The 22,494-nt window shown below is 17.8% G+C and carries 18 protein-coding genes; 4 read left to right on the forward strand and 14 right to left on the reverse strand.

Annotation, left to right across the window (positions count from 1 at the left end; translation table 11 throughout):
- Positions 1 to 7: 7 nt before the first annotated feature.
- Positions 8 to 1,759 (forward strand): proline--tRNA ligase, encoded by a 1,752-nt coding sequence (locus GJT98_RS01095; protein ID WP_168821029.1) that lies wholly within the window; start codon positions 8 to 10, stop codon positions 1,757 to 1,759.
- Here the strand turns inward: GJT98_RS01095 and tilS are convergent.
- The 11 genes from tilS to rpsB all read right to left on the reverse strand — a co-directional run bounded on the left by tilS (position 1,734) and on the right by rpsB (position 15,480).
- Positions 1,734 to 3,065, reverse strand: coding sequence for a tRNA lysidine(34) synthetase TilS (tilS, locus tag GJT98_RS01100; RefSeq protein ID WP_168821031.1), 1,332 nt, complete (start codon positions 3,063 to 3,065; stop codon positions 1,734 to 1,736). The two genes, GJT98_RS01095 and tilS, sit on opposite strands and share 26 nt — an antisense overlap.
- A gap of 36 nt (positions 3,066 to 3,101) precedes the next feature.
- The gene (gene dnaE / locus GJT98_RS01105) at positions 3,102 to 6,635 is read right to left on the reverse strand and encodes a DNA polymerase III subunit alpha (RefSeq protein ID WP_168821032.1); all 3,534 of its coding nucleotides are present in this window, start codon (positions 6,633 to 6,635) and stop codon (positions 3,102 to 3,104) included.
- Between the two features lie 60 nt (positions 6,636 to 6,695).
- Positions 6,696 to 7,136: a 3-hydroxyacyl-ACP dehydratase FabZ gene (fabZ, locus tag GJT98_RS01110; protein ID WP_168821034.1), complete on the reverse strand. Its 441-nt coding sequence runs from the start codon at positions 7,134 to 7,136 to the stop codon at positions 6,696 to 6,698.
- Positions 7,137 to 7,215: 79 nt separating this feature from the next.
- Entirely contained in the window at positions 7,216 to 7,737 is a 522-nt protein-coding gene (locus GJT98_RS01115) for an OmpH family outer membrane protein (RefSeq protein WP_168821036.1), read from the reverse strand.
- A 40-nt stretch (positions 7,738 to 7,777) separates the two neighbouring features.
- Positions 7,778 to 10,267, reverse strand: coding sequence for an outer membrane protein assembly factor BamA (gene bamA / locus GJT98_RS01120; protein ID WP_168821038.1), 2,490 nt, complete (start codon positions 10,265 to 10,267; stop codon positions 7,778 to 7,780).
- Positions 10,248 to 11,609 carry an RIP metalloprotease RseP gene (gene rseP / locus GJT98_RS01125; RefSeq protein WP_168821040.1) on the reverse strand — a complete coding sequence of 454 codons (1,362 nt, stop codon included), beginning with the start codon at positions 11,607 to 11,609 and terminating at the stop codon, positions 10,248 to 10,250. The genes bamA and rseP overlap by 20 nt, the downstream gene beginning before the upstream one ends.
- A gap of 149 nt (positions 11,610 to 11,758) precedes the next feature.
- Entirely contained in the window at positions 11,759 to 12,496 is a 738-nt protein-coding gene (gene uppS / locus GJT98_RS01130) for a polyprenyl diphosphate synthase (RefSeq protein WP_168821042.1), read from the reverse strand.
- 85 nt (positions 12,497 to 12,581) lie between these two features.
- Positions 12,582 to 13,136, reverse strand: coding sequence for a ribosome-recycling factor (locus GJT98_RS01135; protein ID WP_168821044.1), 555 nt, complete (start codon positions 13,134 to 13,136; stop codon positions 12,582 to 12,584).
- A 34-nt stretch (positions 13,137 to 13,170) separates the two neighbouring features.
- Complete coding sequence (gene pyrH, locus GJT98_RS01140) at positions 13,171 to 13,899, reverse strand: UMP kinase (RefSeq protein ID WP_168821046.1); 729 nt, start codon at positions 13,897 to 13,899, stop codon at positions 13,171 to 13,173.
- Positions 13,900 to 13,959: 60 nt separating this feature from the next.
- Positions 13,960 to 14,766, reverse strand: a complete 807-nt coding sequence (gene tsf / locus GJT98_RS01145) for a translation elongation factor Ts (RefSeq protein ID WP_168821048.1) — start codon at positions 14,764 to 14,766, stop codon at positions 13,960 to 13,962.
- 9 nt (positions 14,767 to 14,775) lie between these two features.
- The gene (rpsB, locus tag GJT98_RS01150; RefSeq protein ID WP_425482523.1) at positions 14,776 to 15,480 is read right to left on the reverse strand and encodes a 30S ribosomal protein S2; all 705 of its coding nucleotides are present in this window, start codon (positions 15,478 to 15,480) and stop codon (positions 14,776 to 14,778) included.
- 174 nt (positions 15,481 to 15,654) lie between these two features.
- On the opposite strand from rpsB, the gene map reads away from it, so the two are divergent.
- A complete protein-coding gene (gene map / locus GJT98_RS01155) occupies positions 15,655 to 16,443 on the forward strand; it encodes a type I methionyl aminopeptidase (protein ID WP_168821050.1) in 789 nt (262 codons plus the stop codon).
- A gap of 66 nt (positions 16,444 to 16,509) precedes the next feature.
- Here map and rpoD read toward each other — a convergent pair whose 3' ends face one another.
- The 3 genes from rpoD to rpsU all read right to left on the reverse strand — a co-directional run bounded on the left by rpoD (position 16,510) and on the right by rpsU (position 20,458).
- Entirely contained in the window at positions 16,510 to 18,321 is a 1,812-nt protein-coding gene (rpoD, locus tag GJT98_RS01160) for an RNA polymerase sigma factor RpoD (RefSeq protein ID WP_168821052.1), read from the reverse strand.
- Between the two features lie 137 nt (positions 18,322 to 18,458).
- The gene (dnaG, locus tag GJT98_RS01165; RefSeq protein ID WP_168821054.1) at positions 18,459 to 20,195 is read right to left on the reverse strand and encodes a DNA primase; all 1,737 of its coding nucleotides are present in this window, start codon (positions 20,193 to 20,195) and stop codon (positions 18,459 to 18,461) included.
- Between the two features lie 47 nt (positions 20,196 to 20,242).
- Entirely contained in the window at positions 20,243 to 20,458 is a 216-nt protein-coding gene (rpsU, locus tag GJT98_RS01170; RefSeq protein WP_168821056.1) for a 30S ribosomal protein S21, read from the reverse strand.
- Positions 20,459 to 20,591: 133 nt separating this feature from the next.
- Here rpsU and tsaD point away from each other — a divergent pair, with 133 nt between their 5' ends.
- Complete coding sequence (gene tsaD / locus GJT98_RS01175) at positions 20,592 to 21,599, forward strand: tRNA (adenosine(37)-N6)-threonylcarbamoyltransferase complex transferase subunit TsaD (RefSeq protein ID WP_168821057.1); 1,008 nt, start codon at positions 20,592 to 20,594, stop codon at positions 21,597 to 21,599.
- An 87-nt stretch (positions 21,600 to 21,686) separates the two neighbouring features.
- The gene (locus GJT98_RS01180; protein WP_168821059.1) at positions 21,687 to 22,490 is read left to right on the forward strand and encodes an undecaprenyl-diphosphate phosphatase; all 804 of its coding nucleotides are present in this window, start codon (positions 21,687 to 21,689) and stop codon (positions 22,488 to 22,490) included.
- Positions 22,491 to 22,494: the final 4 nt, after the last annotated feature.

Here is a 22,494-nt window from a genome sequence, read left to right on the forward strand (position 1 = left end):
AGTGTTAATGTTAACTACTAAATACTTATTTTTTACATCTAAAAACAAAATATATGATAAAAATATAAACAGTTATTCTTTAATGCTAAAATCAGGAATGATTAGACAATTATCTTCTGGAATATATACTTGGTTACCCACTGGATTAAGAATAATTAATAATTTTAAAAAAATAATACGTTACTTTATGGAAGATATAGGTGCAATAGAATTATTATTACCTATATTACATCCAATTAGTATATGGAAACAAAGTGGTCGTGTAAATGATTATGGTAAAGAATTATTAAAAATTTTAGATCGTAAAAAAAATAATTTTGTTTTAGGACCTACACATGAAGAAGTTATTACTTATTTAATAAATAATGAGATTAAATCATATAAATCTCTACCTATTCATTTATATCAAATTCAAACTAAATTTAGAGATGAAATAAGATCTCGTTTAGGAGTTATTCGTACTAAAGAATTTTTAATGAAAGATAGTTATTCTTTTCATATAAATAAAAATTCTTTACAAGAAACATACGATATTGTATTAAAAACTTATAAAAAAATATTTGATTTTATCAATATAAATTATTTAATCGTGAAAGCAGAAAATAATATTATTGGTGGTGATATTTCTCATGAATTTCATATTTTATCTAAAAATGGAGAAGATTCAATTAATGTATCTAAAGAAAATAAATATTTTTTAGATAAAAAATTAAAAAAAAATTTTATTAAAAAAAAATATAATATAAATAAAAAAAAACATCTTAAAAAAAAAATATTAATTTTAAAAAATTGTTTAACTAATGAAGAACTAGCTAAATATTGTAATTTATCTATTAAAAATATTATTAAAACAATTATTATAAAAAAATCTGATAAAAAAAATCCTTTTATTGCTTTATTAATTAGAGCAGATTTAAAATTAAATTTTCATAAAATTAAAAAAATTGATAATAAAGTGATAAAAATTTTATCAAAAATTGAAATAGAAAAAATATTTAAAATAAATATAAATTCAATAGGACCTTTTAATTTAAAAATACCTATTATTGGAGACTATTCTATAGTTAGAATGTATAATTTTATTATAGGAGCTAATATTAAAAATAAATATTTTATTAATACAAATTGGGATATAAATTTATCTATTCCTAAATTTATTTATAATATTAGTTATTTAAATAATAAAAATCTAATTTTAGAAAATAAAAATTTTCAAATTAAACGTAGTATAGAAGTTGCTCATATTTTTCAAATTGGGACAAAATATTCTAAATTAATGAATACTTATATATATGATAAAGAAAAAATTAAACAACCAATATATATGGGCTGTTACGGAATTGGAATATCAAGGTTAATTGCAGCTGTAATAGAACAAAATTATGATTCAAGAGGGATATATTGGTCTAATTCATTATTAGCTCCTTTTTTAGTAGCTATTATTCCAATTAATATGTATAAATATTCTATAGTTGAAAAATATTCTTTTTTAATTTATAAAAAATTAAAGTTATTAGGAGTAAAAGTTATACTTGATAATAGAAATGAAACCCCAGGAGTTATGTTTACAGATATGGATCTTATTGGGATACCACATATTATTACCATTAATAATAATAATATTATTAATAATAATGTTGAATATAAATATAGAAAAACAGGGTTTAAAGAAATTATTTCTATTCATTTAATTATTGATTTTATTTTTAATAAAATTAAGTTAAATAAATGTTTTAATATATTTTATCCCAAAAAATAAAAAAATTATCTTTTTTAGAAAAAGTAGCTTTACCTTCTTGGGTAATTAATTTATTTTCTAATTCTGCAATAAATTTATTATTATAAAATAATAATGGAATTTGTTCTCTTTTCCATTTAGGAATAGACAAATTTTTCCATATATTATTAATATTTTTTTTATTTTTAAAATTATTAAAATAATATTTCCCTGTAATATTAAATTTTATGTATATAATTTCATTATATTTAGGTTTTCTAATGTAAATTGATTGTTTTTTATAATTAATATTAAAATATAATATTATTAATTTTCCTAATTTATTAGGTAATAAAAAAGGAATTTTAAGATTTTTCCATAATAAAATCTTGTTTTTTAAACAAGGAAAATATTTTATACAAAATAAATAATTTTTATATTTTCTAATAGAATATTTTCCTATCTTAATTTGAGAATTATTATTATTTTTACAACAAACAATTTCATTCCATATAATAAATAATGCTTTTCTAGAAGGCATACTGTAATATTTATTATATTCTATCCATTTACGAATAATAAAATTTCTTTTTATTATACTATAATTATATAATGGTTTAATAAATAAACTATTATCTTTTTGTATTAATTTAATTAATACTGGATTTATTAAATCTGTTAATAAATCTTCTTGTTCTTGACAATTTTTAATAGATTTAATAACTGAATTTTTAAAAAATGGCCATCTGTTAGTTATTTTAGGTAAAATAATATTACGTAAAAAATTACGATCATATTTTATATCTTTATTGCTTGGATCTTCTATCCATTTTAATTTTTTTTTTATAGCATAATAAAATATTTGTTTTTTATTTATATTAATTAAAGGACGAAATAATTTAATATTATTAATTATTTTTATTTTAGACATTCCTGATAATCCTTTTGGCCCACTTCCTCTTTTTAGAGATAAAAAAAAAGTTTCATATTGATCATCTAAATGATGAGCCGTAACTAAAATTTCTTTTTTTTTTATAAAATTTTGAAAAATTTGATATCTTTTTTCACGGTAATATTGCTCTATATTACTTTTTATTTTAATATTTATATTTTCATATAAAAATGATATATTCCATTTTTTACATTGTAAAAAACAAAATTTCATCCAATCATTAGATTGATAATTTAAATTATGATTAATATAAATAGCTCTTAAATAAATAGGATATTTTTTTCTTAATTGTACTAAATTATATAATAATACCGTAGAATCTATACCTCCACTGTATGCTATCAGTATTTTTTTAAATTTACATAATATTAATTGTATTTCTTTTTTTATTAACATATTTTCGATCTTATGTTAAAAATAAATTATAAAATTTTAATTAAATTCTAATTCAATATTATCATTATTTAATAAACATATAAATTTATTAAAATTATTTATTTCATTAGAAATAAAATAAGATTTATTAAAAAATATTTTTTTTTTAATATCTAAATTTTTATAAAAAAAATATACTTGTATATTTTTTTTATTATTAATATAATTTTTATTAAAAATTATTTTTTTTAAATTTTTTAAAAAAAAAATATTTTTTAAAATTTTTTTACTTGTAAAAATAACATTAATATTATGTAAATATTTTTCTCTAGCTTTTGTAATACTAATAACATTAGTAGCATTACATATAAATAATTTTAAAAAATTATTAAAATATAATATTCCATTTAAAATAATGATATTATTTAATAATATAACGTTATCTTTTTTAATTAAAAGATCTAATGATAAATGTATTTCAATTATACTCGAACTATCATCTAAATCAAAAAATAAAAATTTTTGTTTTTTTTTATTATAAGAAGTCCTAATATTACTTATAATTCCACCTATTGTAACTAATATAGGAGATTTAGAACTTTTTTTATAATTTACTAAAATATTTTTTATACTATTATTTTTTGTATAAAAAAAAATTTCTTTTAAATATTCCGTTAATGGATGTCCTGTTAAATAACAACCTAAAATATTTTTTTCTTTTATAAGAATATCTTTTTTTGTCCATAATAAATTTATATTATTATTTATATATTGATCATCTTTTAATAAAAAATTTTGTTTTTGATTAAAAAAATCAATTTGTCCTGTTTGTTTTTCTTGAAAATATTTATTAGTTATTTTTATAATTTTTTCTAAATTATTTATTAATAATCCTCTATTAAAATTAAAACAATCTAATGATCCAGAAAATATTAATACTTCTATAATTCTTTTATTTATTTTTTTAAAATTAATATTAGTAAAAAAATTAAATATAGATGTAAAATAACCTAATTTTTTTCTTGAATTAAGTATGTTATATGCTTGTTGTTCACCAATTCCTTTAATTGCTCCTAATCCGTATATAATATTACCATATTTATCAACATGAAATTTATATAAACTTTTATTAATATCAGGCGGAAGAATATTAATTTTCATATTTTTACATTCATAAATTAAATCAATAATTTTTTTAGTATTATCCATTTCTGATGTTAAAACAGCTGCCATAAATTCTGCAGGATAATATACTTTTAACCATAAAGTTTGATAAGATATTAAAGCATATCCTGCAGAATGAGATTTATTAAATCCATATGAAGCAAATTTTTCTAAATAATCAAAAATTTTCATAGATAAAACATCATTTATTTTTAATTTTTTTGAACCTTGTAAAAAACGTTTTCTTTGTTGTAACATTTTTTTATGCTGTTTTTTACTTATAACTCTTCTTAAGATATCTGCTTCTCCTAAACTATATCCTGCTAGTACTTGAGCTATTTTCATTACTTGTTCTTGATATAAAATAATTCCATATGTAGGTTGTAATATCGATTTTAATTTTTTATGTTGCCATTTTTTGTCAGGATATGAAATAATTTCTTTACCATGTTTTCTATTAATAAAATTTTCAACCATACCTGTTTGTAATGGTCCAGGTCTAAATAAAGCTAATAATGCTATTAAATCTTCAAAATTATCTGGTTTTAATTGTTTAATTAATTCTTTAATACCTTTTGATTCTAATTGGAATATACCTGTAGTTTTAGCAGTTTTTAAAAAATTAAAAATTTTTTTATCATTTAAAATAATTTCATTAATATTAATTAATTTTTTATGATTTTTAATAAATTCTTTATTAATCATATTTAATGCATGATTAATTACAGTTAATGTTCTTAAACCTAAAAAATCAAATTTTACTAAACCAATATCTTCTATATCATTTTTATCAAATTGAGTAACTATATTTTTTCCATTATAATCACAATATATAGTTGTATATTTCGTGATATTATCTGGAGATATCACTACTCCTCCAGCATGTTTCCCAATATTTCTTATTGTACCTTCTAATTTAAGAGAAGTCCGTACTAATTCTTTAATATTAATATCAGATTTATATAAATCATATAATTTTTTATTATTCATAAATGCTTTTTTTAAATCAATACCTACATCTAAAGGAATTAATTTTGAAATACGATTAATAAAATCATATGGATAACCTAAAACTCTACCTACATCTCTTATAACAGCTTTTGCTGTCATAGTTCCAAATGTTATAATTTGAAATACTGATTTATATCCATATATTTCTTTTACATGATTAATAACTAAATCACGTTTTTCCATACAAAAATCAATATCAAAATCTGGTAATGATATTCTTTCTATGTTTAGAAATCTTTCAAAAATTAAATCAAATTTTATAGGATCTAAATTAGTAATATTCAATACATAAGCTACTAACGAACCTGCTCCTGAACCTCTTGCTGGACCAACAGGGATATTATTATCTTTTGCCCATTGAACAAATTCCATAACTATAAGGAAATAACTAGGAAAACCCATTTTATTTATAATATCTAATTCTTGATTCAATCTTTTTACATATTTTTCTTTTTTGGTTTTTAATGTATTTAAATTTGGATATAAAATTTTTAATTTTTTTTGTAAACCTAGATAAGATTTTTGAATAATATAATTTTCTGGTGTTATATTTTTTTTTATTTTAAATTTAGGTAAAAAATATTTATCAAAAGATAAAAAAACGTTACATCTTTTTGCAATTTCAACACTATTATATAGTGCTTCTGGAATATCTTTAAATAAAAAACACATTTCTTCTGTATTTTTTAAAAATTGTTCTTTACTATATTTTGATTTTTTATGAATTTCATTTAAAGTATAACCTTTATTAATTGCTACACGAATTTCATGAGCATAAAAATCTTTTTTATTTAAAAAACAAACATCATTAGTAGCAACTACAGGAATTGAAAAATAATTAGATAATTTTAACATTAAATTGATGTAATTTTCTTCATATATACGATTAGTTCTAATTAATTCTAAATAAAAACAATTATGAAAATATTTTTTATAAAAAGAAATTAATTGTTTTACTAAAAAAATATTTTTTTGTAAAATATTTTTTCCTAATTCTCCTTGTATTCCTCCAGACAAAATAATCAATCCTTTATTATACTTTATAAGTAAATCATAAGTTATTACCGGTCCTAAATTATTATTATATCCATTTTTATAAGAATCAAATATTAATAATTTAATATTTTGAAAACCTATATTATTCATTGCTAATATAGTTAATTTTGAATATTTATTATTATTAATATTAATAAAATTTTTTATTTTTAAATCTACTCCAATAATTGCTTTTAATCCTAAATTATGAGTAATTTTATAAAATTTTATTAAACCAAATATATTATTAAAATCAGTAATAGCTATTCCTGGCATATTTAATAATGCAGTTTTTTTTGCAATTTGTTCTATTTTTGCAAGACCATCTTTAATAGAATAATCACTATGTACATGTAAGTGAATAAATTTTAGATCATTCATACTTTATATTAAAATTATAAACTTGATTAATGAAATACTAATTATTTTTTATGAAAAATTTTATTTTAAAATTTTCATACACATAATTTTTGCTTTACAAATAATTTTATTATTAATTTTTGCTATACTTTGGAAACAAAATAAAAGTTTTTTTTGTTTTTCTAAAATACTTTCTATTATTATTTGATCACCGGGGAAAGCTGGTTTTTTAAACTTAGCTTGATCAATACCAGTAACATAATAAATTATTTTTTTTTCTAATTTTTTTTTATTTGTACTTTTATACAATAAAATTCCTGTAGTTTGTATCATTGATTCTAATAATAATACTCCTGGATAAATAGGTTTTTGGGGAAAATGTCCTTGAAAATAAGGTTCATTCATAGAAATATTTTTTATAGCATTTAAAAAGGTAAATTTTTTAAATGCTATAATCCGATCTACTAAAATAAATGGATATCTATGTGGTAAAATAGACAAAATTTCATTAATATCTAACATATAATTCTTACTATTTTAATAATTTTTTTTATAAATATAAATTTATTATATAATTTTTATATTATTAATATAATTTTATTTATTGTATTAAAAAAACATTATTCTGTTGAGTAGCTAAATCTATTACATCATCTGTAATATCTTTAACATTTTTTATATAAGCTATAGATGAAACATCTAAAACAAGATTATAATGGCCTTTTTCTGCAATAATATTAATTAATTTATGAATAAAAACTAATATTTTTTCACGAGCTTTTTCTTGTCTTTGATTATTTTGTTTTGTATAAAATTTTATTTTTTTTAATAAAATATTTTTTTCATACACAATTTCTTTTTTTATTTTTTCCCTAACTTTTTTTGATAATTTTTTATTTTTTAACTTTTTAATTTTAGATAGTAATGATTTTTCCATTTTTTCTATTACTAAAAAATCAGAACGTAATTCTTTTTCTAACTGTTGAGTCATTGTATTTTTTTGAGGTATTAAATTAAAAATTTTTGCAATATTTATTATTACTATTTTAGTACAACAGTATGCTCTATTGTAGGGTATAGTTAAAACTAAAATTAGTAATGTAATTTTAAAAAAATTTTTCATATTCAAATATACTCTTATTTATTTTACATTAAAATAGAAACTACCAATTTTTTGAAAAATTAAACTGAAAAAATTGAATTTTATCAGTTTTATATGATTTAATTGGATATGCAAAAGATATAATAATATCTCCAAAAGGAGTGTGAAATTGAAAAGAAAAACCTATTGAAGATCTTATTTGTAAAAAAATATTAAAATTTGGTATTTTATATAATTTAGATAAATAATTATTTTTCCATGAAGTATCTATTAAATTACCGATATCCCAAAAAATAGAAGATCTAATCTGTTCTATATATTTATTTTTTAAAAATGGAAGAGGAATAATTAATTCATTATTTAAATTAAATAATAAATTACCTCCAATTGAATTATTAGATAAACAAACAGTTTTACCATTACTACAATGATATCCTTTTGAAGAATAATATACTCCTTTAGGACCAATACTATTATTTTGGAAACCTCTAACTGTATTAGGACCTCCTAAATAAAAATTTTTATAAAAGGGAAATTTACCACCTAAAAAACCATTTCCATAACCTAAATTACTTTTAAATAAAAATATTAAAGGATTATCTTGTAAATAATTTTCTGATATTGGTAAATATAAAGGTATATATCTTAAATAATGAAAATTAATTTTATAATTACGATTATTACTATACCATGGTATGGAAAAATATGTATTTAAAGAACTTAATATACCATTTGATGGTAAATCTATACTATTTAAATTTTTATATACAAAAGTATAATTAATTATAAATTCATCTAATAAATAATTTTTATATGATTTACTATAAAATTTATATCCTATACTTCTAAGATAAGACCATAAAGATAATTGTGGTTCAATATTACCAATTTTATTTTTTACAAATCCAATACTATTAGTTATAAAAAATTTATTATTAATTGGAAATTTTAAAATTCCTAAAAAACCTTTATTTTTATTTATATAATTAGAAAAAAAATTATTATTTTGATTTATTGTATTTAAAAAAATTTTTATGCCAACATTTATTTTTTCAAAAAAAACATGATTTTTCATTATGAAAAATTCTAAATAAGAATGATAAAAATCTTTACTAAAATTAATATCTACATCATAACCAGTTCCTAAAAAATTATTTTGTTTTAAAATAGTATTTAATCCTAATGAACCTCCTTCAATTATTCCTAAACCTGAACTTAAAGATCCTTCATTTTTTTCGTCAACTTTAAAAATTACATCTACTGTATGATTAAAATCATTATTTTTGTGTAAAAATATTTCTACTTTATCAAAGTAACCTAAAGAATATATTTTTTGTCTTGTTTTTTTTATTAATTCAATATTTAATGGTTTTCCTTCTATTTGTAATAATTCATTTCTTAAAATATTATCTTTAGTAAAATTATTTCCCAAAAAATCTATTTTTCTAACATAATATTGATGATTAGTTATAATTTTAAAAATTACATTTATTGTATTATTTTGTTCATTTAAAACTGTTTTAATTTTAATTTGAGGATTTAAAAATCCATTTTTTTCTAAAAATTTTTTTATTTTATATTTTAATTCTATGATCTTATCATTTTGATAAACTGATCCAGGAATAATATTAATTATATTTTTTATAGATTTAAAATATTTTTTTTTATTAAAATTTATTTTAATTTTATTATAAAAATATTGTTTATTTTCTTTTATTTTTATTATTAAATAAATATTTTTTTTATCATATGATAAAATTTTTACAATGTTTTTAATTTGAAATTTTATATATCCATTTTTTATATAAAAATTTTTTAAATCGTTTAATTTTTTAATAATAAAACTAATTTTATATTTATTCTTTTTTGGAAAAATAAATAAAAAATTATTATTTATTTTTAATAAATGTAACAAAAAATTAGTTTTATAAGTATTATTACCTATAATATTTATTTCATTAATTTTTGTAATACCATCTTCTTTTAAGGTTATTAAAATATCTACTTCATTATTTATATTTGTTTTAATTTTTATTTTAATAAATGACGATAACATATAATATTTTAAAAAAAATAATTCTATATTTCTTTTAAAAAAAAATAATGAAGAATTATTTAATATATTACCTTTTTCAATTTCTTCTTTTTTTAATAAAAAATTGATTAAATTATCACTAATTAATTTATTACCTTTAATTATAATATTTTTAATAATTGGTTTTTCTATAATTTTAATAAAAATATAATTTTTATTTCGAAAAATATTAAGATTACTAATCATATTAGTACTAAATAATATACGCATAATATTAGATATTTCTTTTAAAGAAATACATTTTTTGGTATTTATATATGAAGGTAAGTTAAGATCTTCTAATTTAATCCTATTCAGACCAAAAAATATTATATTATTAATACAATATTTTTTTTTTTTCATAACAGCTGGATAACAAATAATATTTGTATTAAAAATTAATAAAAAAATAAATATATATTTATAATACTTAATATTTTGTAGTAAATATATTTTTTTAAAACTGTTTAAAATCATTTATAAATGTAATCCCCATAATTATAAGTAAAATAAATATACTAATAGTATATATGAATTGTTTAATTTTATGTGGTAATTTTTTCCCAATAATTTTTTCAAATATTAAAAATAATAATTGACCACCATCTAATATTGGTATAGGAATTAAATTAATTATACTTAAATTAATATTAATTAATGCTAAAAACATAAAATAATAAATTAAATTATTACGTATTAACATACTAGCAACATGTCCTATTGAAATAGGACCATTTAATTTATAAATATTCTTTTTATTATATAATAAATAAAAAAATGAATTTAAAATTAATTTAATTGATTTAAAAGTTTCGTTAAAAGATTTTTTTAATGCTTTAAAAAGATTAAATTTATATATAATATTTGATATATTTTTAGTATGAATTATCTGAGGTAAAATACCTAAAAAACCAATATTTTTAAATTTTCTAGCAGAAATTAAAATAGAAAAATTTATATTTTTTTCTTTTCTTTTTATATTTAAATGAATAATTTTATTAGGATTATTATAAATTAATTTTTGAAAATTATACCAATTAATAAAATTTTTACCTTCTACACCTATTATTTTATCATTAATATGTAATTTTAATTTTTCTGCAGGAGATTCTGGTATTATATAATTAATAATAGGATTAATTTTTAATCCTTTAGGTAAAATACCTAACATTAATATTAAGTTTTTTTCTTTTGAAAATGTTATAAATTTTTTATCAATATTTATTTTTTTATTTTTAATTACATTAGAATTAATTTTATTAAATTCTAAGTTTATTTGATGATTAAGATTAATTTCTTTAATTAATTCCATATTTAAAATATTCCAATTATTAACATTAATACCATTAATTTTTTTAATTTCTAAATTAGGTTTTAATTTAATCATATTAGAAATTGAAATATAATTAATTTCATGAATAATATTTTTTTTAATAGGTAAACCTATTAAAAAAATCATCCAATAAATCAATATTGCGAAAATAATATTTGCAATTGGTCCTCCAAGAATAATTAATATTTGTTTAAAAAAATTTAATTTATGAAAAAATAATAACTTAAATTTTTTTATATATTTAACATTATTATCTTGAATAAGATCAGGCATTTTTACATATCCCCCTAAAGGGATTAATCTTAATATATAATTAGTTCCATATTTATCACGATATTGAAAAATTTTTTTACCAAAACCTAATGAAAAACATTCTACATAAGTATTAAAAATACGTGCTATATAAAAATGTCCATATTCATGTACTATAATTAAACTACTTATAGTTATAATAAATATTATTATATTATATAAAATATTAAACAAAATTTAAACTCCTGAAATTAATATTAATTAATATTAGTAATAATAAATTAAGTTCTTCTAATAGAATAAGAAATAATTATTTTTAAATTACTAAAATAAAAATTTTTTATAAAAAATTTAAAGTTAATTATTAATAAAAAATAATTTATTTAGTCTCCACCAAAACGACGATTTCTTTTTGTAAAAGAATTTAGTGCCCGTTGAAAATCTTTTTTATCAAAATCAGGCCATAATTTTTTAGTAAAATATAATTCTGAATATGCAATTTGCCAAATTAAAAAATTACTTATACGATATTCTCCTCCTGTTCTGATTACTAAATCTATAGGAAAAATATTATTTAAGCAAATATAATTATTTATAATATGTTCATTTATATTATTAGGATTTAATAATCCTTTAGAAACTTTTAAAGCAATTTTTTTCATACTATTTGTAATATCCCAACGACCACCATAATTTGCTGCTATATTTAATAATAATTTATTATTATTTTTAGTTAAAGATTCGGCTTGAATAATAGCATCTTGTAAAGATGAATTAAATTTATTTCTATTACCAATAACTTTCAAACGTATATTTTTTTTTTTCAAATTAATTGTTTCAACATCTAAAACTTCTTTAAATAAATCCATTAAAAATTTAACTTCATTGCTAGATCTTTTCCAATTTTCACTACTAAAAGCATATAAAGTTAATGCTTTTATTTCATATTTTAATGATAAACCTATTATTTTTTTTACAGTCTTAATACCTTCTCTATGTCCTAAAAATTTTAATTTTTTATTTTTTTTAGCCCATCTTCTATTACCATCCATAATAATAGCAATATGTTTAGGATAAAAAATAATATTCTGTTTTTTTTTAATTAATTTATTTTTTTCCATATTTATTAAAAATTAAATATTTTATATTTTAACTACAACATAATAATATAAAATTTTAAAAATTTATTTTCTAATTTTAAATTATTTAATTTAATAGTTCTTTTTCTTTTTTTTTTAAAAATTCTTGTATATAATTAATGTATAATATTGTATTTTTTTGAATACTATCATATAATTTTTGTTCTTTATTTTCATTTATTTGTTTATTTTTTAATAAAAATTTAACTTTATTATTTGATTTTCTACGTATATTACGAATATTAATTTTATTTAATTCTGCTTCTATTTTAAGATTTTTAAAAATTTTTTTTTTTCTAGATTCAGTAATAGGAGAAAAAATCACATGAATATCATAACCAATTCTTTTAGTTGTTACATCTAAATTTGAAAGTACAATACTTTTTTCTATATTTTTTATAATTGTAGGATCAAATGGAGTTATTTTAAGAGTAGAAGAATTTTGTACAACAATAGCAGATATATGATTAATTAATATTAATTTATTATTTAATTTTACAAATATATTATTTAATAAATAAGGAGATAATCTGTTATATGACAAAATATTAATTTTCTTTATAAATAAATCTAAACATTTTTGCATACTTTTTTTATTATCATTTATGATATCATCACACATGTAATTATCCTTTATTTAATTTATATTAATTTATTTAACTATTTTTAATTATTGTTCCTTCAATCTGTCCTGTTACAATTCTATAAAGTGAACCTGGTTTTTGAATATTAAAAACATGTATCGGCATATTATAATCACGTGCTAAAATAAAAGCTGTATTATCCATAATTTTAATTTTTTTTTTTATTACATAATCATAATTTATTTTATTAAAAAATTTAGCATCAGAATAATTTATAGGATCTTTTGAATATACTCCATTAACTTTTGTTGCTTTTAATACAGCATTTGCTTCTAATTCAATTCCTCTTAAACATGCTGTAGTATCTGTAGTAAATAAAGGATTACCTATACCTCCTGTTAAGATAATTATTTTTTTTTTAATTAAATCAATTGCTTCAAAAGTATTATATCCATTACAAATCCCTTGAATAGAAAAAGATGACATTAAACATACATTAATTAATTTTTTTTTAATTGAATGATATAGTAATAAACCATTAATTATAGTAGATAACATCCCAATTTGATCTCCTAAAACTCTTTTTAAATTATTATTTCCATTACAATATTTTCCTCTAAATAAATTTCCTCCCCCTATTACAATACCTATTTCAATTCCTAATGGTAAAATACTTTTTATTTCTTGTATAATATAATCTAATAATTTATTATCTATACCAGATAGATTTTTACCTTGTAAAAATTCACCACTTATTTTTAATATGATACGATCATAAATTATTTTTTTTTTAATATTCATAGGATATTTATTATATATTTTTTAATAAAAAAGGTTTATTGAATTATATTAATAAAATAATTAATTTTTAATTATATTTGTACCTAATTCAAAACATATGAATTTTAAAATTTTCATTTTATTTTCATTTAAAAAATGAAAAACTGTTTTATTATTATCTAATAAAAATTTTTGATTATATAAAGTAATATTATTTATAAATTTTTTTATACGTCCTTCTACTATTTTTTGCATAATTATTTTAGATTTATTATTTTTTAATGCAATATTTTTTTGTAATTGATATTCATGATTTATAATATTTATTGGAATATTTTTTTTTTGTATATAATCTGGTTTTAACATTGCTATATGCATAGAAATTTGTTTCATTAATAATAAATTATCTAAATTAGATCTAATAATTACTCCAATACGATTACTATGATGCATATATTTCCCTATAAATTCTCCTTTAATACAACCTAAACGATTAATAAATATATTTTCTTTTAAAATCCCAATTAATTTTACTCTCTTTTTATCAAAAATTTCTCTTATTATAGATAAATTTGTTTGGTTATTTTCAAAAATATATTTTAAAATATTATTTCCAAACTTTATAAGTTCTATTGATTTTGCAACAAAATCTGTTTGACAATTTATTTCTAATAATATTCCAAAATTTTTTGTAACATAATCTAAAATTAATCCTTCTTTTGTTTTATTTTTAGATTTTTTAATAGATTCTATTTTAGAATATTTTCTTATATAATCTAAAGATTGTGTAATATTTCCTTTTGTTGCAATTAATGCTTTTTTACATTCTATAATACTAATACCTGTTATATTTCTTAATTTTTTTATTTTATTAATATCGATTTTCAATATTATCTCCTAATTTTTAAGATTTTTACTATTTAAATTTAAATTATTACCTAAAATAAATTTAGTTACATAATATAAATATAATTTGATAGCACGTATAGCATCATCATTAGCCGGTATAATAAAATTAATTCCTTCAGGATTTGAATTAGTATCTACAATAGCAAAAATAGGGATATTTAATTTTTTAGCTTCTTGAATTGCAATTTTTTCATGATATGCATCAATAACAAAGATTGCATCAGGTAATCCCCCCATATTTTTTATCCCACCTAAACTTCTTTCTAATTTTAACAATTCTCTATTACGTGTTAAAGCTTCTTTTTTTATTAATTGTTTAAATATTCCATTTTTACTTTGTAATTCTAGTTCTTTTAATCTTTTAATAGATTGTTTAACAGTTTTCCAGTTAGTTAACATCCCTCCTAGCCAACGATGATTAACGAAAAATTGTTTACAGTTAATTGCAGTTTCTTTAATTAAATTAGATGCAGCTTTTTTTGTACCAATAAATAAAATTTTACCTTTACGAGAACTTATTTTTTTTAATTCGGTTAAAGCAATATTAAACATTGGAATAGTTTTATCTAGATTAATAATATGTATTTTATTTTTATAACTAAAAATAAATTTTTTCATTTTAGGATTCCAAAAACGAGTTTGATGACCAAAATGAGCACCTACTTCAAACATTTTATTAATAGATATAAACATAATTATTTATCCTTATTTTCTATATATTTAAAATAATATTATATAATTAATATTTATACAAAAAATAATTTAATTAATTTATATAATTATTTGAAATATTATTTAATTTTAATTTAATTATTTATAATATAACATTTATTATTGTATAATTAAGTATTTTATAAAAAGAAAATAATGAAAATATTTATTAAAAATTCTGAAGAAATAAAAAAAATTTATAAATCTTGTCAATTAGCAGCAGAAGTATTAGAAATGATAGAAGCCTATATATTACCTGGAATTAGTACGGAAGAAATAAATAATATATGCCACAATTATATTACTAAAATTCAAAAAGCTAAACCAGCTACTTTAGGATATAAAGGTTTTCCAAAGTCAATATGTATTTCTAAAAATAATGTTGTATGTCATGGAATTTCTAATAAAAATGACATATTAAAAAATGGTGATATTGTTAATATAGATGTAACAATTTTATATAATAATTATTATGGTGATACATCAAAAATGTTTTTTGTCGGGAATAATATTTCAATAGAATCTAAATTATTATGTTTAACTGCTCAAAAAAGTTTATATAAGGCTATTAATATTTTAAAACCTGGTATTAGATTATATAAAATTGGGCAAGTAATTCAAAATTATGTAGAATCGAAAAAATTTTCTGTTGTAAGAAATTATTGTGGTCATGGTATAGGTAAAAATTTTCATGAAAATCCTCAAATTTTACATTATAAATCAAATGATTATGGTTTTTTATTAAAACCAGGAATGATTTTTACTATTGAACCTATGATAAATGTTGGACATTATGATGTATACATAACAAATGATAATTGGACAGTAAAAACTAAAGATAAAACTAATTCTGCTCAATATGAGCATACTGTACTTATTACTAATTCTGGTAGTAAAATTTTAACTATAAGACAAGAAGAAAAAAAAAAATTTATGAAAATATAAATTTGATATAATTAAGTAATTAAATTTTTTTAATTACTTAATTATATCAAAATTTATTAGTTACTATTAATTGTCTAAAAAACTTTTTAATATTTCTGACCTACTTGGATGTCTTAATTTTCTTAATGCTTTTGCTTCTATTTGCCTAATCCTCTCTCTAGTTACATCAAATTGTTTACCTACTTCTTCTAAGGTATGATCGGAATTCATATCAATACCAAATCTCATTCTTAATACTTTTGCTTCTCTTGGTGTTAAACTAGATAATATGTTATATGTAGCTACTCTTAAACTTTCTGAAGTTGCAGAATCTAATGGTAATTCTAAAGTATTATCTTCAATAAAATCACTTAAGTGTGATTCTTCATCATCTCCTATAGGAGTTTCCATAGAAATAGGTTCTTTTGCTATTTTTAATACTTTTCTAATTTTATCTTCGGGGATAAGCATATGTTCGGATAATTCTTCTGGTGTAGGTTCTCTTCCTAATTCTTGTAGTATTTTTCTAGAAACTCTATTAAGTTTATTTATAGTTTCAATCATATGAACAGGAATTCTTATTGTTCTTGCTTGATCTGCAATAGATCTAGTTATTGCTTGTCTAATCCACCATGTAGCATATGTAGAAAATTTATAACCTCTTCTATATTCAAATTTATCTACTGCTTTCATTAAGCCTATATTACCTTCTTGAATTAAATCTAAAAATTGTAATCCTCTATTTGTATATTTTTTAGCTATAGAAATAACTAATCTTAAATTAGCTTCAATCATTTCTTTTTTAGCTCTTTTTGCTTTTGCTTCACCTATAGAAATTTTTTTATTAATATTTCTAATTTTTTTAATTGTTAATCCAGTTTCTTTTTCAATATTAATTAATTTTATGATACTATTATTTAATTTATTAAAAAATATATCTTTATTATATAAATTATAATTATTTTTAATTTTAAAATTTTTTAATTTTTTAAAAAAAAAATCTTTATTTGTTTCATTACCGTAAAATATTAAAATAAGTTTTTTTTTAGATATATTATATTTTTTCAAACATATTTGTATAATTTGACGTTCTTCAATACGTATACGAAACATTATAGAACGCATATTATTAACTAAATAATTAAATTCTTTAGAATTTAACCGAAATTGCTTGAAAATTTCTGAAAGATTTTTCATCTCATTTAATGATTTATTATGATTTCTACCTTTTTTTTTAATAAAAATTGATGTTATATAATGTTGTTTTCTTAATTCTGAAAATTTTTCTTTAGCTAATTTATAATCTATAATATTTTCATTATTTTCATTATTTTCATTTTTAACATCAGTAGATATTACTGCATCTGTAGATGATATAAGTTCTTCTTTAAGATTAGGATAAATAAAACCATTTATTAAATCTGATAAACGAATATCTCCAGATTCAACTTTATCATATTGTTTTAATAAATATTGTATAGAATTAGGATATTCAGCTACTGAAGCTTGTACTTGATTAATACCTTCTTCTATACGTTTAGCTATATTTATTTCTCCCTCTCTTGTTAAAAGTTCTACAGTACCCATTTCTCTCATATATATACGTACTGGGTCTGTAGTTCTCCCCATTTCTGCTTCTACATTAGATAATACTTGTACGGCATCTTCTGCTTCTGTTATATTATTTTCTTCATTATTTAATATTAAATCATCATTATCAGGAGCTTCTTCCATTACTTTAATACCCATATCATTTATCATTTGAATAATATTTTTTATTTGATCAGAATTAATAATATTATCAGGTAAATGATCATTAACTTCTGAATAAGTTAAATAACCTTTTTCTTTTCCACGATTTACAAGAAGTTTAAATTGTAGTTTTGAGTTATAATCCATAAAATAGTTCCATATTTTTATTTATTAATATTTAAATAAATTTTAATAAAATAGAATTTTAAATAAATTATTATTTTAATAAATAAAATATTACTATATACTAATAGTATATTTTATTTATGTTTTATTAAAATTTTTTAAATTATTTTTTTTTTAATTAATATCTTATTTAAAGACCATAATTCTTGTTTTTTTTTATAATCTAACCCTTTTATTCTTTCTAAAGAAATTAAATATTCTTGCCTATCTTCTAAAATATTAATTTTTAATTTTTTTATTAAATTAATAAAAAAATTTTCTATTTCATTATCAGGAATCATATGGTTCCATGTTAATAAAGTTTCAAGAACTTTTTTTAATTTAGTTCCTCTATATTGTTCTAATATTTTAACTGTTGTTAAATTTTGATTCTTATAAAAATTTACAAATTTTATAAAAAAAAATAAACCATTTATATTAGAACTTTTAAAAAATTCTAATTTCGGAACAAGATTAATTAATTTTGGATTTTGAATTAATAAACTTAATAATCTACGAATAGTAGTTTTTTTAAAATTATTATTTATAATTATTTTTTTTTCATATTTAAATGAATCATATATATCAATAAGATTGATAATTCCTATTTTTTCTCCTAGTTTTTTAATTAAATTAATTTGAAAAAAATAATCAGGAATTAATTTAATAAATGATAAAGCTTTATAAATAAGACTTGTTTTTTCTTCACAAGAAGAAAAAAAATTTTTTAAAAATAATCTTTTAAAAAAAAATTTTGAAAATGATAAAGTATTATTAATTCTTTTTTCAAAAAGAATTTTTCCCTCTTTTCTAATTAAACTATCAGGATCTTCTCCATCAGGTAGGATCATAAATCTTATTTGTTTACCATTTACTAAAAAAGGTAAACTAATTTTTAAAGATTTCCATTGAGCTTCTATCCCAGCTTTATCTCCATCATAACAATAAATAATTTTATTTGTGATACTAAATAATTTTTTTATATGCATATTAGTAATTGATGTTCCTAATATCGCAACTACATATTTTATATCAAATTGAAATAAACTAATTACATCAATATATCCTTCTACTACTAAAACTTTTTTTATAATATTATTTTCTTTTTTTGTTTCAAATAAACCATATAACTCATTACTTTTATGAAAAATATTATTTTCTGAAGAATTTAAATATTTAGGATTTTGATTTTTTAAAACTCTTCCTCCAAATCCAACTATTAAACCTTTTATATTTTTAATAGGAAATATAATACGATTATAAAAAATATCATAATAATTATTATTTTTTTTATCTATTTGTAGAATACCTAATTTTTCATATAAAATTTTTATATTTTTTGTATTATTTGATATTTTATTAGTCCAATAAAAAGGAGAAAAACCGATAGAAAAATATTTAATAATATATAAATTAAATCCTCTATTTAATAGATATTTATAAGCTTCTTTACCTAAAGGATCAAATAAAGATTTTTTATAAAAAATACTTAAATTAGAAATTAATTTATAATAAATATTATTTTTATATATTTTTTTTGATAGATATGATTTTTTAGCATAAATAATAGGTATATTAAATATATTTGCTATTGATTCTATACTTTCAAGAAAAGATAAATTATCAAAATTCATAATAAAATCAATAATATTTCCATGTACACCACATCCAAAACAATGATATAATTGTCTCGTAGAATTTACAACAAATGAAGGATTTTTTTCTAAATGGAAAGGACAGATACCAAAAAAATTTTTTCCTTTTTTTTTTAATTTAACTCTATTTTTAATTAAATATACAATATCAATTTGATCTAATAAATTATTAATAAATGTAGGGGATATATATTTAATCATAAAAATAATTTTTTATAATTTATTATTTTTTATAATAAATAATATTTTTAATATAAACGTACTCTTTTAGAATTTTCTCGAAATATTTTTTTTGCATGTCTTTTAATAGCAGAAGCTTTTGCTCTTTTTCTTTCTGTTGTTGGTTTTTCATAAAATTCTCTACGTCTTACTTCTGCTAAAATTCCTGCCTTTTCACATGAACGTTTAAAACGTCTTAAAACTAAATCAAATGGTTCATTATCACGTACTTTTATAACTGGCATATATTAATTCCTGTTTTATATTAATTTTTTAAAAAATTTATAATAATAAATTATTATAGTATATAATACTAATTATATAAATAATTTTTTATTTTACTTTTATAAAAAAATTTTAATAATATTAAGGATCAATATGCTTTTAATGGGTATAGAAACATCATGTGATGATACAGCAGTAGCTATTTATGATAATAAAATAGGTATATTATGTAATAATATTTATACACAAAGAATTCATTCTAAATATGGAGGAGTTGTACCTGAATTAGCAGCAAGAAATCATTTACAAAAAATTATTCCATTAATAAAAAAATCTTTATTAAAAATAAACAAAAATTTAAAAGATCTTAATGCTATTGCTTTTACCTCAGGTCCTGGACAAATAAATTCTTTAATAATAGGTGCAATTGTTTCACATACTCTAGCTTTTTCTTTAAATATTCCTATTATTCCAGTAAATCATATGGAAGGACATTTATTTTCAATTATGTTACAAAAAAATAAACCAAGTTTTCCTTTTATTGGTTTATTAATTTCTGGAGGACATACTGAATTAATATATACATATAAATTTGGAAAATATAAAGTATTAGGAAAGAATATAGATGATGCAGTTGGGGAAACTTTAGATAAAGTATCTAAATTATTAGGATTAAATTATCCTGGAGGTAAAAATTTATCTAAATTATCTAAATATGGTACTTCAAATAAATTTTTTTTCCCAAGACCAATGACATATAAAAAAAATAATTTAAATTTTAGTTTTTCTGGATTAAAAACTTGTGTAAAAAATTTTTTAAAAAAACAAGATTTAAATAATTTTCAAACTAAAGCAGATATTGCATGTGCATTTGAAGATGCAATTATAGAAACTCTTTATATTAAAAGTTTATGGGCATTAAAAAAATATAATATTAATCAATTAGTTATTGCAGGAGGAGTAAGTTCAAATAAAAAATTAAGAATATTTTTATATAAAAATTTAAAAAAAAATAATATTAAATTATTTTATAGTAGAAAAAAATTATGTACTGATAATGCAGCTATGATTGCTTATATTGGCTCAAAAAAAAAAATTTTTAAAAAAAAATATATACTAAATAATATTTTTATTAATCCTAATTTATCTTTAGATACTTAATAAGTATTTTAAATTTAAATATAAAAATATAAATTTTATTAAAAATTTTTTATAAAAAATTATTTTTAATAATAGAGATTATTCTTTATGTTATTAAATTACTTTTCTTCTATATTATTAAGTATTATACAAGGTTTAACTGAGTTTTTACCTGTATCTTCTAGTGCTCATATTATGATTTTTTCTATAATATTAAAACTTATAAATAATGATAATTTAAAAATTTTTGAAGTAATTATTCAATTAGGATCTGTATTAGCAATATTAATTTTTTTTAGAAAAAAAATTTTTAAAATTATAATTAATACTAATAAATATATTTTTTTTACTCAAAAACAAATAAATTTATTACATATAATAATATGTACATTTCCTATAATAATTATAGGATTAATTTTTTATAATAAAATTAAAATAATAAATAATATTTATTATATTATCTATGGATTATTATTTGGAGGAATTTTATTATATTTTTCTGAAAAATTTAAATTTTATAAATATAAAATTAATAATATTAATAATATATCATATATTTTTTCTTTTATTATTGGATGTTTTCAATGTTTAGCATTATTACCAGGAATTTCAAGATTAGGAGCAACCTTATCTATTAGTTTAATAATAGGAATTAAACGTGTTATTGCTACTGAATTTTGCTTTATTATATCAATACCTGTAATTTTGGGTGCTAATTTATTAGAATTATATAAACATTATTCAATAATAAATTTTTATAATATAAAAATATTTTTTCTCGGATTTTTCATTTCTTTTATTATTAGTTTAATTGTAATAAAAAAATTTATTTATATTATCAATAATATTTCTTTAAAATGGTTTATTTTTTATCGTTTATTATTAATAATAATATTATTTTTTATTAATTAAATAT

The sequence above is a fragment of the Enterobacteriaceae endosymbiont of Donacia sparganii genome, assembly GCF_012569045.1.
Classification (GTDB): Bacteria; Pseudomonadota; Gammaproteobacteria; order Enterobacterales; family Enterobacteriaceae.